Genomic DNA, 16,772 nt, shown 5'->3' with positions numbered 1-16,772 from the left:
TCCATGACGCGGCGCACGGACTGGGCGGACCAGATCACCCCCGAGCATCACACCGACCCCGCGGGCAGAGGCTTCGCGAACGGTGTGGATCAGGGCGGCGCCGACCAGGAGGGTGACGGAACCGGCTTCCGCGGGGGCGGCGGCCGGAGAGGTCGCCGACGGCGTGGCGGCTTCGGTGAAGGCCGAGGCGGCGGCGGGTCACAGGACAGCGGCCCCCCTTCCTCGTCGAGGGCCGAGAAGGGGGAGCCGCAGACGGCGGATCCGGGGGAGAAGGCGCGGGCGATCTGTCTGCGCCTGCTCACCGGGACCCCGCGCACGCGCAAACAGTTGGCGGACGCGCTGCGCAAGCGGGAGATCCCGGACGACGTGGCGGACGAAGTGCTGACCCGCTTCGAAGAGGTCGGCCTGATCAACGACGGCGCCTTCGCGGGCGCGTGGGTGGAGTCCCGGCACCACGGCCGGGGCCTTGCCCGACGAGCACTCGCGCAGGAGCTGCGCACGAAGGGCGTGGACGCCACGCTGATCGAGGAGGCCGTCGGACAGCTCGACTCCGAGCAGGAGGAGGCGACCGCACGCGAGCTCGTCGCCCGCAAGCTCCGCGCGACGCGGGGCCTCGACCGCGACAAGCGACTGCGCCGCCTCGCGGGCATGCTCGCCCGCAAGGGCTACTCGGAAGGCCTGGCACTCCGGATCGTCCGGCAGGCGCTCGAGGAAGAGGGCGAGGACACGGGGGACTTGGGGTACGACGGGGGCTGAAACGACCAGGGCCCTCGCGGGGGTGGGGCCCAGGTCAGGGCCGGGTGACGCGGTGAGGACGACCGCGGCCCGGCCCTTTCGCGTTGCGCGGGCCGACCCCAACTCCCCCTCACCTGCGAGGTGGGAGCCACCCGAGGTGGGGTTAACCCCCCAACGAAGACGCCGGGCCGCCGCACTGCACAGGAATCTGTGCACAGACGACTGTGTACGCATGGCAAAGGAACCCGGCACCACCGATGGCGCCCCCGAGGAGCTGAGCGACCTCCGCGTCCTCAAGGCGCTCGCGCAGCCCCGGCGCCAGCAAATGCTGCAGCACCTCACCACGCACGGCCCGGCCACCTCCGCGACGCTGGCGAGGGCGCTCGGCCTCAACACCGGGGCCACCAGCTACCACCTGCGCGAGCTCGCCCGTTACGGCTTCGTCGAGGAGACCGCGGGCACGGGCCACGGACGCGAACGCTGGTGGCGCGCGGTCCCCGGCGACCGGCGCTTCCCGCCGCGCAGCGAGCAGAACGCCGAGACGCGGCTCGTCATGGACGAGCTGAACCACCTCTCGTACGCCGCCGACCTGGAGCTCTTCGAGCAGCTGCAGCGAGACGGTGGCGCCGAACTCGGTGAGTGGGCCGACGCGTTTCCGTACTCGCGCGGCACGATCCGGCTGACGCTCCCCGAACTCCGCGAGTTCTTCGAGGAGTACATCGCCCTCCTCAACCGCTACAAGCGCCCCGACGCCGAGACACCGGCCGACGCCCGCACCGTCCTCACGCGACTCCTGGCCTTCCCGGCGCCCGCGCCGACAGACGATCCCGCGCCCACCGAAGAGCCCACGCCCTCCCACTCCTCCGAGCCCGAGGCGACATCATGATGCTGCGCTACGCACTGCAGACCGTCCGAGACCGCAAGGGCGGATTCCTCGGCGCCTTCCTGGCACTGATGTGCGCCGCCGCGCTCATCACGGCCTGCGGCACCCTCCTGGAGACCGGCCTGCGCGGCACCATCCAGACCGAGCGCTACGCCGCGGCCCCCGTGGTCGTCTCCGCCGACCAGAACGTCCACCAGACCACCGTCAAGCACAAGAAGGGCAAGACCAAGGTCAAGCACAAGGCCAAGCCGATCGCCGAGCGGGCCTGGCTGACGGACGACATCGCGCGCAAGCTCAAGGGCCTGCCGGAGGTCGGCAAGGTCGTCCCCGAACTCACCTTCCTCGCCGTGCCGTTGGCCCCCTCCGCCGGTGACCTCACCGACAAGCCCGCGTACGGACACGCCTGGGAGTCGGCCGCGCTGACCCCCTTCCGTCTCGTCGAGGGCGCGGCCCCGCGCGCCGCAGGTGACCTCGTCATCGACCGCGACCTCGCCGGACGGGCCCACCTCAAGACCGGTGACCGCCTCACCGTCCAGTCGACACAGGCCCCGCGCTCCTACCGCGTCACCGGTGTCGCGGCCCCCGCCGGAGGTGCCCTCGCCCACCAGACATCCCTCTTCTTCTCCGCCGGAGAGGCCGAGCGGCTCGCCGCGCACCCCGGCCGGATCACCGCCCTCGGCGTCGTACCGACCAAGGGCACCGGGACCGGCGACCTCAAGAAGGCGGTCACTGACGCCCTCGACGGCACGAAGGCCCAGGTCAGCACTGGCGACGACCGTGGCCCCGTGGAGTTCCTGGACGCAGCGGGCGCCCGCGTCAAGCTGGTCAGCATGGGCGGTGCGATGGGCGGCACATCCCTCCTCGTCGCCATCCTCGTGGTCGTCGGAACCTTCGCCCTCTCCGTGCAGCAGCGCCACCGCGAACTCGCCCTGCTCCGCGCCATCGCCGCCACCCCGAAGCAGATCCGCAGGCTCCTCGGCCGAGAGGCCCTGATCGTCGGCGCGGCTGCGGGCGTCATCGGCTCGCTCGCCGGAATCCCGCTCGGCGGCTGGCTGCACGGCAGGTTCGTGGACATGGGCGCCGTCCCCGCCACCCTGGAGCGGACCGTGAGCGTCTTCCCGCTCTTCGCCGCCGTGGCCGCGACGCTGCTCGGAGCATGGGCAGCCGCCCGGCTCTCGGCCCGCCGCATCGCCCGTATCCGCCCGGCCGAAGCCCTCGCCGAAGCGCGTGTCGAGCGCACCGGGCCGTCGTGGAGCCGCGTCATCGCCGGACTCGTCCTCCTTGCCGGAGGCGCCGTGCTGGTCGCCGTGCTCAGCGTGCTGCGCACCGAGCCGGCGTCGACTCCCGTGACGTTCCTGACCGTTGTGGTCCTCTCCTCCGCCATCGCCCTCCTCGGCCCGCTCGTGGTCAGGGCGGCGGCCGCTGTGCTCCGTGGCCCGCTGCGGCTCTCCGGCCCCGGCGGCCGTCTCGCGCACGCCAACCTCCGTGGCAACGCCGCCCGGATGGCGGCAGCCGTCACCCCGCTCGCCCTCCTCACCGGCATGACCTGCACCGTCCTGTTCGTCCAGCCCACCCTCGGCGACGCGGCCCGCGCGCAGGCCCGCGAGGGCATCCGCGCCGACTGGGTCCTGGCGGCACAGGGACCCGGCGTCCCGGCCACGGCCGCGCGGCAGCTGCGTACGACCGAAGGCGTCGAGGCGGCCACCGAGGTCGTCCGCACCACCGTGCGCGTAGGACTCGACAAGTACCCGGCGCAGGGCGTCAGCACGGCCGGTCTCACCCGCACCTGGGACCCGGACGTCACCGCCGGGTCCCTGAAGGGCTTCGGCAAGGACAGTGTCGCCGTCAGCGAACTGGCCGCGGACCAGCTCGACCTGAAGCCCGGCAGCACTCTGAAGCTCACGCTCGGCGACGGCACGAAGACCGCGCTCAAAGTCAGCGCCGTGTACGCGCGCGGGCTCGGGTTCGGAGACCTGACCATGGCGCACGACCTGGTCGCCCGCCACGTCGACAACCCGCTCGCCGCCACGGTCCTGATCAAGAGCGACCGTACACAGGAACAACTCGCGGCAGGCGTCGTGAAGTTCCCGGGCGTGCGGGTTCTCGCTCCGGCCGCCGCCGACAACCTCCAGGCCGAGCGTCAGCAGGCGAACGCCGAGGTGAACTACCTGGCCATGGGCCTCATCCTGGCGTTCACCGCGATCGCCGTCGTCAACACGCTCGCGATGTCCGTCTCCGAGCGCATCCGCGAGTTCGCGATGCTGCGTCTGGCGGGTGCGAGCCGCCGCCAGGTCCTGCGCATGCTGCGCACCGAGGCCCTGGCCGTCCTGCTCATCGGCACGGCCATCGGCAGCGGCATCGCACTCGCCGTCCTGACCGCATTCAGCGTCGGCATGACCGGCAGCGCCGCGCCTTCGATCACACCCTTGGTGTACGTCTCCGTGGTGGCCGTCGCGGGCCTCCTCGCCCTCACGGCGACGGCGCTCCCGGGCCGCGTCGCGCTGAAGCCGCGCCCTGTCACGGTGGCGACGGCCAAGGAGTAAGCGGCAGTAGACAATGGTGGGCGCCCCTTACCGAACCCGGAGGGGGCGCCCACGCGTTGGCACGTATGTCACGCCGCGACAGGAAGCCCGGCGGCCCTCCATGCCTGGAACCCGCCTATGAGATCGGTCGCGTGCCGCAGCCCCAACTGCCGCAAGGAGACCGCCGCGAGGCTCGACGCGTAGCCCTCGTTGCAGATCACGACGGTCCGCAGGTCATGGCTGTCGGCCTCCGCGGCACGGTGACTGCCCTGCGGATCCAGCCGCCACTCAAGCTCATTGCGCTCGACGACGAGGGCGCCGGGGATCAGCCCGTCCCGCTCGCGCAGGGCGGCGTACCGGATGTCGACCAGAAGTCCACCGGCGGCGGCGATGTCCCGCGCCTCCTCCGGTGTGACCCGGTCGAGGTCGAGCCGCACACGCTCCAGCAACTCATCAATACCCACGGGACGCTCGTCTCCTACGGGACGTGCGTCTACGGGATGCTCGCTCACTGCCAGTCCTCCGGGCGCTCCACGGACTCCAGGCGCAGGACCGCGCCCGTACGGCTGTAGCGGCGGATACGCGGCAGCGGCGGATAGTAGGCGTGCACGGAGACGGCGTGTTCGCCGGTGGACTCGTTCAGAACTTCATGCACGTGGTTCTGGCCGAACGCCCTGCCCTCGCCGGCCGTCAACTCCCGTCCGCGGTCCACCCCTTCGGAGAGCTCCAGGGTCTGCCAGCCGTCGGTGGGCAGCCGGGCGGCGAGTGAGTTCTCCTTGAGGGTTCCGGCAGCGGTGAGGAAGGCCCCGACCGACTCCGCGTGGTCGTGCCATCCGGTACCGGTGCCCGGTGGCCAGCCGATCAGCCATGCCTCGCTGCCGCCGGGCCCTTCGAGCCGCACCCAAGTGCGCCCCTCGGGGTCGAGCGGCAACGAGGCGATGAGATCGGCGTCTGCGGCGCTGCGGCGTACGAAATCGAGGAGTTCCGCGGCGGTGGGCGCGGACACCGCTGCGGAGGCATGCGTGGTGGAGACAGGGGGTGAGGTGATGGCAGAAGCAGAAGGAGACACGGTTACCGTCCTGGAAGATCGCGGAAACGCGCGCCAAGAAGAGGGCGAGGGCGCGCAGAGGGAAGGCGAAATCAGAAGGACGGGCGACACACGCAGCCCGCATAGCGGACGAGGTCCATATGGACCCTCCGCCACAGGCGCACATCGGTGTCGGTCACGTTTCGGAGTAGACCATGACGCTGCGTGCCGGTCAACTCTTGTTCACTGTGAGGCCGGTCGGCTCGCGGCGGCCGTGCTCTCCGCCTTCTCCTTGCTGTCCGCCGCGCCGTCCGCCCTGTTCGCACGCCGCTGAGGCACCGCCCCGCCCAGGGCCGCCTCGGCCGCCGTATACAGCTCTGCGGGGCGTACCCCGCCGAGCGCGGTGACCAGGTGGCCGTCGGGGCGGATGAGCAGCACGGAGTGTGCGGGGGCGCCGGGGTAACTCTCCGCGACGAGCAGTTCCGCAGGGTGCGGCAGCGCCGTGACGGCGGCGGCGAGGCGAGGCATGATCCCGGCCTTCACCCAGTGCCGCCGCTCCCACACCACCGTGCCGGGCGCGACGAGGACGACGAGCAGCTGCCCCACGCCGAGCCGGTCCCGCAGCCGCACGAAGGACCCGTCGGGTGCCGTCACCGGCACATCGGTCACCGGTGCTCCCGGCTCCGTACCCACGGGGACCTCGGACTCGGAGGGTTCAGGTGCCAGTGGTGACTCCGCGTACGATCCGGGTGCGCCGAGCGGACCGCGTCCCACGTGGCCGTCGGTGAGGAGCATGTCGTGCCCGCGCGCCGACCCCGGCACGTACGCGCGCAGGCCTCCGCCGCCCCGCAGTATCGGCAGCGACTGGTCGGCGGCGCGCAGGCGGGCGGCGACGCCGGCCCGCCGCTCGGCCTGATAGCTGTCGAGCAGGGCGTCCCGCGGGCCGTGGTGCCAGGCCAGGGCCAGCTTCCAGGCGAGGTTGTCCGCGTCCCGCAGTCCCTCGTCGAGCCCTTGCGTACCAAGCGCTCCGAGCAGATGCGCGGCGTCGCCCGCGAGGAAGGCGCGGCCGACCCGCCACCGGCGGGCCAGGCGGTGGTGGACGGTGTGCACGCCCGTGTCGAGCAGTTCGTACGGCGGCGTGGAGCCCTCGCACCAGCCCGCGAGGGTCTCGCGGATGCGCACCACAAGGGCGTCGGGCGTCACGAGATCACCGCGTGGCGGCAGCAGCCAGTCGAGCCGCCACACCCCGTCGGCGAGCGGACGGCCCGTCACCTCGGCGCCTCCGTGGCGCCACGGAGGCATCCGATGCAACAACGCCTCACCGGGCCTGGGAAGTTCCGTGCGCAGCGCGGCCACGGCGTGTCGTTCGACGGCCGTGCGCCCCGGGAAGCGGATGTCGAGGAGCTTGCGCACCGTCGACCGCGGCCCGTCGCAGCCCACCAGATAACTGCCGCGCCACCAAGTGTCCTTGGGCCCACGCGTGTGGGCGGTAAGACCGCCCGCGTCCTGCTCCAGGGAGTCGAGCTTGCTCTCCACCGCGACCCTGACGAGACGCTCGTCGGCGATGGCCGCGCGCAGGGCGCCGGTCAGCGTGTGCTGGGCCACGTGCAGCGGGGCCGGCATCTCATCACTGAACGTGAGCTCGCGCATCAGCTGCTTGCGCCGCAGGGAGCGCCAGCCGCCCCACCGTGCGCCCGACTCCTGGTCGCCGAAGGAGCGACCGGTGAGCCGCTCCATGAGGGCCGCGGTGTCATCCCGCAGGATGACGGTCCGCGCGGCCCGCTGCTCGTCCTTGCCGGGCCCTTCGTCGAGTACCACGGTGGGTACGGAGTGACGCGCGAGGGCCAGGGCAAGAGCGAGCCCCACGGGGCCCGCGCCGACGACGATCACCGGGTCCACTGTGCGTACCCTCCCGCCGCGAGGGCCCGGGAGCGCTGGACGTACGTACAGGAACTGGCAGTTGGAGCCCGGTGCACGATCACAGAACGTATGCAACAGACTGCGTGCCGACCCGTCAAGCTGGACGCACGGCCGCGGAGCCCTCCTGAGGGCCGTTCGTGGGGAACGGGAGGCAGGAGACGCGTCAGGGGCCCGCCGAGTGTCCTCGGCGGGCCCCTGACGTACGAGCTCTCAGGCGGGTGCGCCCCGACGCTGAGGGCGTGTCAGTTCTTCTTCTCCGTGGGGCCGTCGCCCGGCTGCGCGTCTGCGGCCTCGGTGGCCCCCGTGGTGGGGCCGAGCGGAGCGGAGGCGTCCAGCACACCGGGTGCCTCGGCCGGCTCGGCGGCAGCGGCGACGGCGATGCCGGTCTTGGTGCGACGTCCCCGCTTCTCGATCCAGGTCGCCAGCGAGGAGAGGAGCATGCAGAGCGCGATGTAGATGACGCCGAAAACGGTGACCGTCTGGACGAACGGGTAGACGCCGTTGACCGGGGTGTTGTTGGCGATCAGCCGGGCCGAGTGGAGCAGCTCGGGGTAGAGGACCATGAACCCGAGCGAGGTGTCCTTCAGCGTCACCACCAGCTGGCTGATGATGGTCGGCAGCATCGACCGGATCGCCTGCGGGAAGAGCACCGTGGTCATGACCTGGGTCTTGCGCAGCCCCAGGGCGTAGGCGGCCTCCATCTGTCCCTTGGGCACCGCGTTGATGCCCGCGCGGAGCACCTCGGCCTGGACGCATCCGTTGTAGATGGTCAGACCGATCACCAGCGCCCAGAACGGGGTCATGTCGCCGAGCAGGCCGACCCAGAGGGCGAAGATGGTGATGAGCAGCGGAATGGACCGGAAGAGGTCGATGAAGGCGACGGCGACCCAGCGCACCGGCCTGTGCTCGGAGAGCCGCGCCACACAGAGCACCACGGCGAACGCGAGGGAGAAGACGCCCGCGAAGGCGAACACCTTCAGCGTGGCGAACAGACCGTCCAGGATGTTCTGCTGGATTCCGGTGTAGTTGAAGATGTCCCACAGGTCGGCGTCGAACTCGCCCTGGTCGTTCAGTCGGAGGACGATCCAGAGGATGCCGCCCAGAAGGGCGGCGGTGCCGACGACGCTGTAGATGATGTTGCGGATACGGGCCTTGGGGCCGGGGGCGTCGAAGAGGACGTTGGCACTCATCGGGCAACCTCCAGGCGGTGCTCAAGAAGTCGGAAGAGCCCGCTGATGGCGTACGTGATGATCAGGTACGCGAGCGTGATCCAGATGAAGATCATCGCGATGTCGTAGCCGTCGTTGCTCAGCGTCTTCGAGACGTTGAACAGATCGACGTTGTCGAAGGCTCCCGCGATGGCGGTGTTCTTCGTCAGGGCGATGAAGATGCTGGCGAGCGGCGGCACCACGGTGCGCGTGGCCTGGGGCAGCACGATGAGCCGCATCGTCTGGGTGAACGTGAGCCCGATCGCGCGGGCCGCTTCGGCCTGCCCCAGCGGCACGGTGTTGATGCCCGAGCGGACCGCCTCGGTCACGAACGCGGAGGTGTAGAACCCGCAGGCGAGCGTGGCGAGAAGGAAGGAGTCCAGGTCGGGGAAGAGCACCTTGGGGACGATGAAGAACGCCACAAGGAAGAGCAGGGTGAGCGGGGTGTTCCGCAGCAGCGTGACCCAGAGGGTGCCGAATATTCGCAGCGGCGGCACGGGTGATACCCGGAACCCGGCGATGATGACCCCGACGACCACAGCCACGAGCGCGCTGGATGCGGTCAGCTTCAGAGTCCCGAAAAACCCTTCGCGGAAGAGCGACAGGTTGTCGAGTAGTACGTCCATGAATTCTCCGCGAGGTCTTTCGCGACGGGTCGCAGGTAGCGCGACGGGCCCCGGCCGTCAGGGCCGGGGGCGGTGGCAGGGTTTCGCGACAGGTCCGGCAGCGATGCGCGCAGCGAACGTCCCGCTCCGTACCGCGGCCGAGCGCGGACGGAGCGGGGCGTGCCGGATTACTTCGGGTCGGTGAAGGCCGGCGGGTCCTTGTACTCGGAGCCGGACTTGCCGAGGGTGGCGTCGTACGCCTTCTTGTAGTCGCCGTTCTCCTGGTGGGCCTTGATGGCGTCCGCGACGGCCGTCTGCAGGGCCGCGTCGCCCTTCTTGAGGCCGACGCCGTAGGGCTCGTCCGAGAACGGCTTGCCGACGACCTGGAGCTTGCCCTCGTTCTGGGCGGCGTAGCCCATCAGGATCGCGTCGTCCGTGGTGACGGCGTCTACCTGGTTGTTCAGGAGCTGGGCGACGCACTCCGAGTACTTGGAGAGCTCGGTGACGTCGGCGCCGTACTTCGGCTTCTTGATGTTCTGCAGCGGCGTGGAGCCGACGATGGAACAGACCTTCTTGTCACGGACCGTCTCCGGGCCCTTGATCTCCTTCTCGTCCTTGCGGACGAGGAGGGAGGCACCGGCGTGGAAGTACGGGCCGGCGAAGTCGATCTGCTTCTTGCGCTCGTCGTTGATCGTGTACGTGCCGATCATCAGGTCGACGTCGCCCTTGGAGACCGCGGTCTCGCGGGCACCGGAGTCGACCGTCTTCCACTCGATCTGCTTCGGCGTGAAGCCGAGATCAGCGGCGATCATCTTCGCGATCTCGATGTCGAAGCCGGAGTACTCCTTGGTCGACTGGTCCTGGAAGCCCAGGTACGGCTGGTCGGCCTTGGCACCGATGACGATTTTGCCGCGCTTCTTGGCCGCCTTGAAGACCGACGAGTCGACCGAGGCGTCCTTCTTGACCTCGTAGCTGAGGGCCTTGGCGCCGGAGTCGTCCGGACCTTCCGGCTTGTCACCGGCGGAGCCCTCCTTGCCGCCGCAGGCGGTGGCGGCCAGCGAAAGAGCGGCGAGCGCCGCTACGGCGGCGGCGGACTTACGGAGCTTCATCGTGAACATCCTTTGTTTCGACTGGCGTTGAGACGACGTGGGAGCCTCAGTGTTTCCTCAGTGCTTAAGGATCTTCGACAAGAAGTCCTTGGCCCGGTCGCTGCGCGGGTTGCTGAAGAACTGGTCCGGCACGGCCTCTTCGACGATCCGGCCGTCCGCCATGAAGACGACGCGGTTGGCCGCGGATCGGGCGAAGCCCATCTCGTGGGTGACCACGACCATGGTCATGCCGTCACGCGCGAGCTGCTGCATGACCTCGAGGACCTCGTTGATCATCTCCGGGTCGAGCGCCGACGTGGGCTCGTCGAAGAGCATCACCTTGGGGTCCATCGCCAACGCGCGGGCGATCGCGACGCGTTGCTGCTGGCCGCCGGAGAGCTGCGCGGGGTACTTGTCGGCCTGCGAGGCGACACCCACGCGGTCCAGGAGACCGCGCGCCTTCGTCTCTGCTTCCGCCTTGGACGTCTTGCGCACCTTGGTCTGGCCCAGCATCACGTTCTCGAGCACGGTCTTGTGCGCGAAAAGGTTGAAGGACTGGAAGACCATGCCCACGTCCGCACGGAGACGGGCGAGCTCCTTGCCCTCCTGGGGCAGCGGCTTGCCGTCGATCGAGATGTCTCCCGATTCGACCGTCTCCAGGCGGTTGATGGCGCGGCACAGTGTCGACTTGCCCGACCCGGAGGGGCCGATCACGACGACGACCTCACCGCGGGTGATGGTCAGGTCGATGTCCTGGAGGACGTGCAGAGCGCCGAAGTGCTTGTTGACGTTCTTCAGCACGACCAGGTCGTCCGCCCCGGGCGGTATGGCGTCCTTGGTCACCGATACTTCGGTCACGGCTTGTTGCTCCATCCTCCTCGGTTGGGAGGACAGTAATAACCCGGTGCGACCAGCGTCATTACATCTGAGGGGAAATTGAGCATAACGATCCGGCCGCAACCGGACACTCCGTGTGAAGGGGACGCCCCGGCGCGTACCGGCTGCATAACGGAACGTGTCCGTGACCCGAACCCTCTTGACGCGGTCCTTATCCATCGGCGTGGATGCCTTGGTGCTTGTACGCGCGCATACCGGCCATCGGCGAGCGCGAACGGAACGACCGATGAACCGGAGGGGGCCCGTATGAGACTGCTCCTCGTCGAGGACGACGATCATGTGGCCGCCGCCCTGTCCGCGGTCCTGGCCAGGCACGGCTTCGACGTCGTGCACGCCCGCAGCGGGGAGGAAGCGCTGCAGGCCCTGCTGCCCGGCGAAACGGCGCCCTTCGGAGTCGTGCTCCTCGATCTGGGGCTGCCCGATCAGGACGGCTACGAAGTGTGCGGAAAGATCCGCAAGCGCGGGTCGATCCCCGTGATCATGGTGACCGCGCGCGCCGACGTGCGCTCCCGGATCCATGGCCTGAACCTCGGAGCCGATGACTACGTGGTCAAGCCGTACGACACGGGGGAGCTGATCGCCCGCATCCACGCGGTCATCCGGCGTCCCCCGTCCGGCGCTGCCGCGGGGCCCGCGGACAGCGAGCTGCGCCTCGGTTCCGTACGCATCGAACTGCCCACCCGCCAGGTCAGTGTGGACGGTTCGACGGTCCAGCTGACCCGCAAGGAGTTCGACCTGCTCGCACTCCTCGCGCAGCGGCCGGGCGTGGTGTTCCGCCGGGAGCAGATCATCAGCGAGGTGTGGCGCACCAGCTGGGAGGGGACGGGGCGCACCCTTGAGGTGCACGTCGCTTCCCTGCGATCCAAGTTGCACATGCCGGCCCTGATCGAGACCGTACGGGGCGTGGGCTACCGGCTCGTCGCCCCGGCCGCGTAGCGAGTAGCGAGGTCAGGTGCGCTCTCGCCTCCTCCCGCTGCTCATCGTCCTCATGGCGGGTGTGCTGCTGGCGCTCGGCTTCCCGCTCGCGGTGAGCGTGGCGGCTGCCCAGCAGCAGAAGGTGATCGTCGACCGGATCGACGACACGGCCCGATTCGCGGCGCTCGCGCAGTTCGTCACGAAACGTCCCACCGGATCGCGGCAGCAGGGCAAGGATGAACGGCGCGAAACCCTCCAGACCGAACTCGACTACTACCACGAGGTCTACGGGATCAAGGCGGGCGTCTTCTTCCGGGACCGTGGGCCCATGGCTCACGCCCCCGGGAGCTGGTACCTGCCCCCCAGGGGCGCCGAGGTGCGGGAGGCCTTCGAGGAGGCCCTCAGGTCCCGTGGAAGCCACGATCCGCGTCAGGTGTGGCCCTGGCAGCGCGGCAGACTCGTCGTCGCATCGCCGGTGATCAGGGACGGTGACGTCGTCGCCGTCGTCGTCACCGAGTCGCCCACGGGGCGCATGCGTTCGCAGACGCTGCAGGGATGGCTGCTCATCGGCGCGGGCGAGTCGGCGGCGATGCTCCTGGCCGTCGGTGCCGCGCTGCGCCTCACCGGCTGGGTGCTGCGCCCGGTGCGGGTCCTGGACGCGACCACGCACGACATCGCGACCGGGCGGCTGAAGTCGCGGGTGGCGGCCGCGGGCGGACCGCCGGAACTCAGGCGTCTCGCCCGGTCGTTCAACGAGATGGCCGACAACGTCGAGGACGTCCTGGAGCAGCAGCGCGCCTTCGTCGCCGACGCCTCGCACCAGCTGCGCAACCCGCTCGCCGCCCTGCTGCTCCGCATCGAACTGCTCGCCCTCGAACTGCCCGAGGGGAACGAAGAGATCGCCTCCGTGCGCACCGAGGGCAAGCGCCTCGCCCAGGTTCTCGACGACCTCCTCGGGCTCGCGCTCGCCGAGCACTCCGCCGCCGATCTGCATGTCACCGACATCGGTGAGCTCGCGGCCGAGCGGATCGGTGCCTGGCGACCGTTGGCCGATGAGCACGGGGTGCGGCTGACGGGCAGCTGCCCGGCGACCACCGGCTGGGCCGACCCGGTCGCGCTGTCCAGCGCCCTGGACGCGGTGATCGACAACGCCCTCAAGTTCACGCCCGAGGGCGAGGAGGTGCGGGTGGAGGTCTCCTGGAGTGGTGAGCTGACGACCATCGTGATCACGGACGGCGGCCCCGGCCTCACGGAGGACGAACTCGCCCGCATCGGCGACCGCTTCTGGCGCAGCAACCGCCATCAGAACGTGAAGGGCTCGGGCTTGGGTCTGTCCATCTCGCGGGCCCTGCTCACCGCGGGCGGCGGTTCCATCGCGTACGCACAGCACGAGCCGCACGGGCTGCGGGTGATCGTCAGCGTCCCGCGCGGCGAACCGGGGCCCGCGGCCTGACGGCTACGGCTTGACCGATCGGTAGTAGCGGCGTGCGCCCTCGTGCAGGGTGAGCGGGTCCGTGTAGAGGGCTGTGCGCAGGTCCACCAGCTGGGCCGCGTGCACCTCGTCACCGATGTGGTCCCGGCTGTCGATCACCGTGCGGGTCAGGCCCTCGGTCAGCTTCGAGTCCGCGCGGTCCGTGGTGACCAGGAGGTTCGCTACGGCCAGCGTCGGTACGGCGTCGTTCTGCTGAGCGGAGGGATAGGCGTCGGCGGGCATCACCGCGGCCCGGTAGTAGCGGGAGGCGCCGCCCTGCTTGTGCAGGGCGTCCACTAGGGTGCCGAGCTCGACGAGGCGGATGTCGAACTCTTCGGAAAGCAGCCGCACCGTGGTGGTCGGCAGCCCGCCCGACCAGAAGAAGGCGTCGATGTCGCCCTTCTTCAGAAGATCGGGCGCCTTGTCGATGCCGGCGTCCACCGACGTGAGGTCCTTGTCCGGATCGAGTCCGGCGGCCTTGAGGACCCGGTCCGCTATCAGCCGCACGCCCGAGCGCGGCTGCCCCACGGCCACCTTCTTGCCCTTCAGGTCCTGTGCACTGCCGATGTCCGACGAGCGCCGGACGACGAGCTGGACGTAGTCGTCGTACAGCCGTGCGCAGCCGCGCAGCCGGTCCGCGCCCTCGCGGTTCTCCAGGCGGTACTTCTCGACGGCGTCGGCGGCCGCGATGGTGAAATCGGCCTCCCCCGTGGCCACCCGCTCGACGTTCTGCTGCGATCCCTCGCTGTTGAGCAGCTCCATGTCGACGTCGGGCATGTCATGAGAGGCCGCGGTCCGCAGGAGCTTGCCGTACCGCTCGTACACCGCGTTCTTCACGCCCGTACTGAACGTCATCCGGCCCTTGGGGGAGTCGTCGCCCGCCGGGACGAGCCACCACATCAACAGCCCGAAGACCACGAGGGCGGCCGCGGCACCCTGGAGTGCGCGGCGCCTGCTGATGTGGGGGAGTGCCTCGAGCATGCGCGCGATCCTGCCAGGCCACGCGCAGTAATGGCCAGGGCCGAGCTCCCGGCAGGGAAACTTCCCCGACCGCCTACCCTTGTCACATGAGCAGCGGCGACCGGGGACAGGCAGTGGGCGTTAAAGGAACGTACGAGGTACGCACTTACGGGTGCCAGATGAACGTCCACGATTCGGAGCGCCTCTCCGGTCTCCTCGAGGGCGCCGGATACGAACGTGCGCCCGAGGGCTCGGACGGCGACGCCGACGTGGTCGTCTTCAACACGTGCGCCGTGCGGGAGAACGCCGACAACCGCCTCTACGGCAATCTCGGCCGCCTGGCGCCGATGAAGACGAAGCGGCCGGGCATGCAGATCGCCGTCGGCGGCTGTCTGGCCCAGAAGGACCGCGACACGATCGTCAAGAAGGCACCCTGGGTCGACGTCGTCTTCGGGACGCACAACATCGGCAAGCTGCCGGTGCTCCTGGAGCGGGCCCGCGTCCAGGAAGAGGCGCAGGTCGAGATCGCGGAGTCGCTGGAGGCGTTCCCCTCGACGCTGCCCACGCGCCGCGAGAGCGCGTACGCGGCCTGGGTCTCCATCTCCGTGGGCTGCAACAACACCTGCACGTTCTGCATCGTGCCCGCCCTGCGCGGCAAGGAGAAGGACCGCAGGACCGGCGACATCCTCGCCGAGATCGAGGCGCTCGTCGCCGAGGGCGTCTCCGAGATCACCCTGCTCGGCCAGAACGTGAACGCGTACGGCTCGGACATCGGTGACCGCGAGGCCTTCAGCAAGCTCCTTCGGGCCTGCGGGAAGATCGAGGGCCTGGAGCGCGTGCGCTTCACGTCGCCGCACCCGCGCGACTTCACGGACGACGTGATCGCCGCCATGGCCGAGACCCCGAACGTGATGCCCCAGTTGCACATGCCGCTGCAGTCCGGCTCGGACCAGGTCCTGAAGGCGATGCGCCGCTCGTACCGCCAGGACCGCTTCCTCGGGATCATCGAGAAGGTCCGCGCCGCCATGCCCGAGGCCGCGATCACCACCGACATCATCGTCGGCTTCCCCGGGGAGACCGAGGAGGACTTCGAGCAGACGATGCATGTGGTCCGTGAGGCCCGCTTCGCCAACGCCTTCACCTTCCAGTACTCCAAGCGCCCCGGTACGCCCGCGGCGACCATGGAGGGGCAGATCCCCAAGGAGGTCGTGCAGGCGCGCTACATGCGTCTGTCCGCACTCCAGGAGGAGATCGCCTGGGACGAGAACAAGAAGCAGGTCGGCAGGACCCTGGAGCTGATGGTCGCCGAGGGCGAGGGCCGCAAGGACGGCTCAACGCACCGCCTCTCCGGCCGCGCCCCGGACAACCGCCTGGTCCACTTCACCAAGCCGGACACCGAGGTCCGCCCCGGTGACGTCGTGACGGTGGAGATCACGTACGCGGCGCCGCACCACCTGCTCGCCGAGGGCCCCGTCCTTTCCGTGCGCCCCACGCGCGCGGGTGACGCCTGGGAAAAGCGCAATACCGAGGCGGCGGCCAAACCCGCCGGTGTGATGCTCGGGCTGCCGAAGGTGGGCGCCCCCGAGCCGCTTCCGGTGGCGGCCGGCAGCGGTTGCGGCTGCGACTGACCTGCGACTGACCGCGGCTGGCCGGGGCTGACCGAGGGAGCGGCGGATGACGGGCCGAGCACCTATGAGCGCGCGTTACGCTGCGGATCATGCTTGTCGCCGCAGCCGTCTGCCCCTGCCCGCCCCTGCTCGTCCCCGAGGTCGCAGCGGGCGCCGCCCCTGAACTGGACGCCGCGCGTGCCGCGTGCACGGACGCCATCGGGGTCCTCGCCGCTTCGCGACCCGACCGGCTCGTCGTGGTCGGCCCCGCCGAGCAGAGCAGGCGTGGGCCGCATCCGCAGGGCGCCCGTGGCTCGTTCCGCGGTTTCGGCGTGGACGTCGACGTACGCCTGGGACGTGCGGGCGGCGACGCCCCGGATGCCGCGGACGGCCTTCCGACGTCCCTCGCCGTCGCCGCCTGGCTGCTCGACCGCACGGAGTGGTCGGCGGCCCCGCTGGAAGGGCTCGGGGTGGGGGAACCTCTGGGGGCCGAGCGGTGTATTCAAGTCGGAGGGGACATCGCGGCGCGGGGCGACCGGGTGGCGCTGCTGGTGATGGGCGACGCCAGCGCGTGCCGCACGCTGAAGGCGCCGGGGTATCTGGACGAGCGGGCGGCCGGGTTCGACGCGCAGATCGCCCGTGCGCTGGGTGAGGCGGACGTCGACGCGCTCAAGGGGGTGGACGAGGAGCTGGCGCACGAACTGAAGGCCGCGGGCCGGGCGCCGTGGCAGGTGCTCGCGGGCGCGGCCGATGGCGCGGGCCTGAGCGGCGAGCTGCTCTACGACGACGCTCCGTACGGCGTCGGGTATCTGGTGGCCGCCTGGTCGTAACGGCCTGAGCCGAGCCGGGCTGGGCCGAGCCGGGCTGGGCACACCCGAGCCGGCCTCTGCGCACACGTCCGGCACGACGGGCACGACGCGGGCACGACACGACA

General features: G+C 70.3%; 16 protein-coding genes. 7 read left to right on the top strand and 9 right to left on the bottom strand.

Annotated elements, in window-relative coordinates:
• The first annotated feature begins 3 nt into the window (after positions 1–3).
• From recX to AC5P1C_RS02615, 3 genes are all read left to right on the top strand, one after another.
• Positions 4–756, top strand: a complete 753-nt coding sequence (gene recX, locus AC5P1C_RS02625; protein ID WP_493863983.1) for a recombination regulator RecX — start codon at positions 4–6, stop codon at positions 754–756.
• A gap of 211 nt (positions 757–967) precedes the next feature.
• Entirely contained in the window at positions 968–1,621 is a 654-nt protein-coding gene (locus tag AC5P1C_RS02620; protein WP_493863982.1) for an ArsR/SmtB family transcription factor, read from the top strand.
• A complete protein-coding gene (locus AC5P1C_RS02615) occupies positions 1,618–4,161 on the top strand; it encodes an FtsX-like permease family protein (RefSeq protein WP_493863981.1) in 2,544 nt (847 codons plus the stop codon). The genes AC5P1C_RS02620 and AC5P1C_RS02615 overlap by 4 nt, the downstream gene beginning before the upstream one ends.
• A gap of 68 nt (positions 4,162–4,229) precedes the next feature.
• Here AC5P1C_RS02615 and AC5P1C_RS02610 read toward each other — a convergent pair whose 3' ends face one another.
• The 8 genes from AC5P1C_RS02610 to AC5P1C_RS02575 form a co-directional block, all read right to left on the bottom strand.
• Positions 4,230–4,652, bottom strand: coding sequence for a rhodanese-like domain-containing protein (locus AC5P1C_RS02610; protein ID WP_493863980.1), 423 nt, complete (start codon positions 4,650–4,652; stop codon positions 4,230–4,232).
• Positions 4,649–5,188, bottom strand: coding sequence for a cupin domain-containing protein (locus tag AC5P1C_RS02605; RefSeq protein WP_493864035.1), 540 nt, complete (start codon positions 5,186–5,188; stop codon positions 4,649–4,651). The genes AC5P1C_RS02610 and AC5P1C_RS02605 overlap by 4 nt, the downstream gene beginning before the upstream one ends.
• 92 nt (positions 5,189–5,280) lie before the next feature.
• Positions 5,281–5,328: a hypothetical protein gene (locus AC5P1C_RS02600; RefSeq protein WP_352018865.1), complete on the bottom strand. Its 48-nt coding sequence runs from the start codon at positions 5,326–5,328 to the stop codon at positions 5,281–5,283.
• An 82-nt stretch (positions 5,329–5,410) separates the two neighbouring features.
• Complete coding sequence (locus AC5P1C_RS02595) at positions 5,411–7,066, bottom strand: FAD-dependent monooxygenase (RefSeq protein ID WP_493863979.1); 1,656 nt, start codon at positions 7,064–7,066, stop codon at positions 5,411–5,413.
• Between the two features lie 263 nt (positions 7,067–7,329).
• A complete protein-coding gene (locus AC5P1C_RS02590) occupies positions 7,330–8,277 on the bottom strand; it encodes an amino acid ABC transporter permease (RefSeq protein WP_493863978.1) in 948 nt (315 codons plus the stop codon).
• The gene (locus AC5P1C_RS02585; RefSeq protein WP_493863977.1) at positions 8,274–8,921 is read right to left on the bottom strand and encodes an amino acid ABC transporter permease; all 648 of its coding nucleotides are present in this window, start codon (positions 8,919–8,921) and stop codon (positions 8,274–8,276) included. Before AC5P1C_RS02585 ends, AC5P1C_RS02590 begins: the two co-directional genes overlap by 4 nt.
• A gap of 167 nt (positions 8,922–9,088) precedes the next feature.
• A complete protein-coding gene (locus AC5P1C_RS02580) occupies positions 9,089–10,009 on the bottom strand; it encodes a glutamate ABC transporter substrate-binding protein (protein ID WP_493863976.1) in 921 nt (306 codons plus the stop codon).
• Positions 10,010–10,066: 57 nt separating this feature from the next.
• Positions 10,067–10,846 carry an amino acid ABC transporter ATP-binding protein gene (locus AC5P1C_RS02575; protein WP_493863975.1) on the bottom strand — a complete coding sequence of 260 codons (780 nt, stop codon included), beginning with the start codon at positions 10,844–10,846 and terminating at the stop codon, positions 10,067–10,069.
• A 285-nt stretch (positions 10,847–11,131) separates the two neighbouring features.
• Here AC5P1C_RS02575 and AC5P1C_RS02570 point away from each other — a divergent pair, with 285 nt between their 5' ends.
• Both AC5P1C_RS02570 and AC5P1C_RS02565 read left to right on the top strand, forming a co-directional pair.
• Positions 11,132–11,821, top strand: a complete 690-nt coding sequence (locus tag AC5P1C_RS02570; RefSeq protein ID WP_160507591.1) for a response regulator transcription factor — start codon at positions 11,132–11,134, stop codon at positions 11,819–11,821.
• A gap of 16 nt (positions 11,822–11,837) precedes the next feature.
• Positions 11,838–13,253: a sensor histidine kinase gene (locus tag AC5P1C_RS02565; RefSeq protein WP_493863974.1), complete on the top strand. Its 1,416-nt coding sequence runs from the start codon at positions 11,838–11,840 to the stop codon at positions 13,251–13,253.
• 3 nt (positions 13,254–13,256) lie between these two features.
• Here the strand turns inward: AC5P1C_RS02565 and AC5P1C_RS02560 are convergent, their stop codons facing one another.
• The gene (locus tag AC5P1C_RS02560) at positions 13,257–14,252 is read right to left on the bottom strand and encodes a TAXI family TRAP transporter solute-binding subunit (protein ID WP_493863973.1); all 996 of its coding nucleotides are present in this window, start codon (positions 14,250–14,252) and stop codon (positions 13,257–13,259) included.
• A gap of 86 nt (positions 14,253–14,338) precedes the next feature.
• Here AC5P1C_RS02560 and miaB point away from each other — a divergent pair, with 86 nt between their 5' ends.
• Positions 14,339–15,859 (top strand): tRNA (N6-isopentenyl adenosine(37)-C2)-methylthiotransferase MiaB, encoded by a 1,521-nt coding sequence (gene miaB, locus AC5P1C_RS02555; RefSeq protein WP_493863972.1) that lies wholly within the window; start codon positions 14,339–14,341, stop codon positions 15,857–15,859.
• An 89-nt stretch (positions 15,860–15,948) separates the two neighbouring features.
• A complete protein-coding gene (locus AC5P1C_RS02550; protein ID WP_493863971.1) occupies positions 15,949–16,668 on the top strand; it encodes a class III extradiol dioxygenase subunit B-like domain-containing protein in 720 nt (239 codons plus the stop codon).
• The last annotated feature ends 104 nt before the right edge of the window (positions 16,669–16,772 follow it).

The organism is Streptomyces sp. A18, assembly GCF_059026065.1.
The sequence above is the reverse complement of the archived record's forward strand: the minus strand, read 5'-3'. Positions and strand labels throughout refer to the sequence as shown.

Coding starts and splice junctions, on each gene's coding strand:
- miaB (WP_493863972.1), top strand. CDS start 14,339: ATGAGCAGCGGCGACCGGGGACAGGCAGTGGGCGTTAAAGGAACGTAC.
- AC5P1C_RS02570 (WP_160507591.1), top strand. CDS start 11,132: ATGAGACTGCTCCTCGTCGAGGACGACGATCATGTGGCCGCCGCCCTG.
- AC5P1C_RS02590 (WP_493863978.1), bottom strand. CDS start 8,277: ATGAGTGCCAACGTCCTCTTCGACGCCCCCGGCCCCAAGGCCCGTATC.
- AC5P1C_RS02615 (WP_493863981.1), top strand. CDS start 1,618: ATGATGCTGCGCTACGCACTGCAGACCGTCCGAGACCGCAAGGGCGGA.
- AC5P1C_RS02550 (WP_493863971.1), top strand. CDS start 15,949: ATGCTTGTCGCCGCAGCCGTCTGCCCCTGCCCGCCCCTGCTCGTCCCC.
- recX (WP_493863983.1), top strand. CDS start 4: ATGACGCGGCGCACGGACTGGGCGGACCAGATCACCCCCGAGCATCAC.
- AC5P1C_RS02620 (WP_493863982.1), top strand. CDS start 968: ATGGCAAAGGAACCCGGCACCACCGATGGCGCCCCCGAGGAGCTGAGC.
- AC5P1C_RS02560 (WP_493863973.1), bottom strand. CDS start 14,252: ATGCTCGAGGCACTCCCCCACATCAGCAGGCGCCGCGCACTCCAGGGT.
- AC5P1C_RS02580 (WP_493863976.1), bottom strand. CDS start 10,009: ATGAAGCTCCGTAAGTCCGCCGCCGCCGTAGCGGCGCTCGCCGCTCTT.
- AC5P1C_RS02585 (WP_493863977.1), bottom strand. CDS start 8,921: ATGGACGTACTACTCGACAACCTGTCGCTCTTCCGCGAAGGGTTTTTC.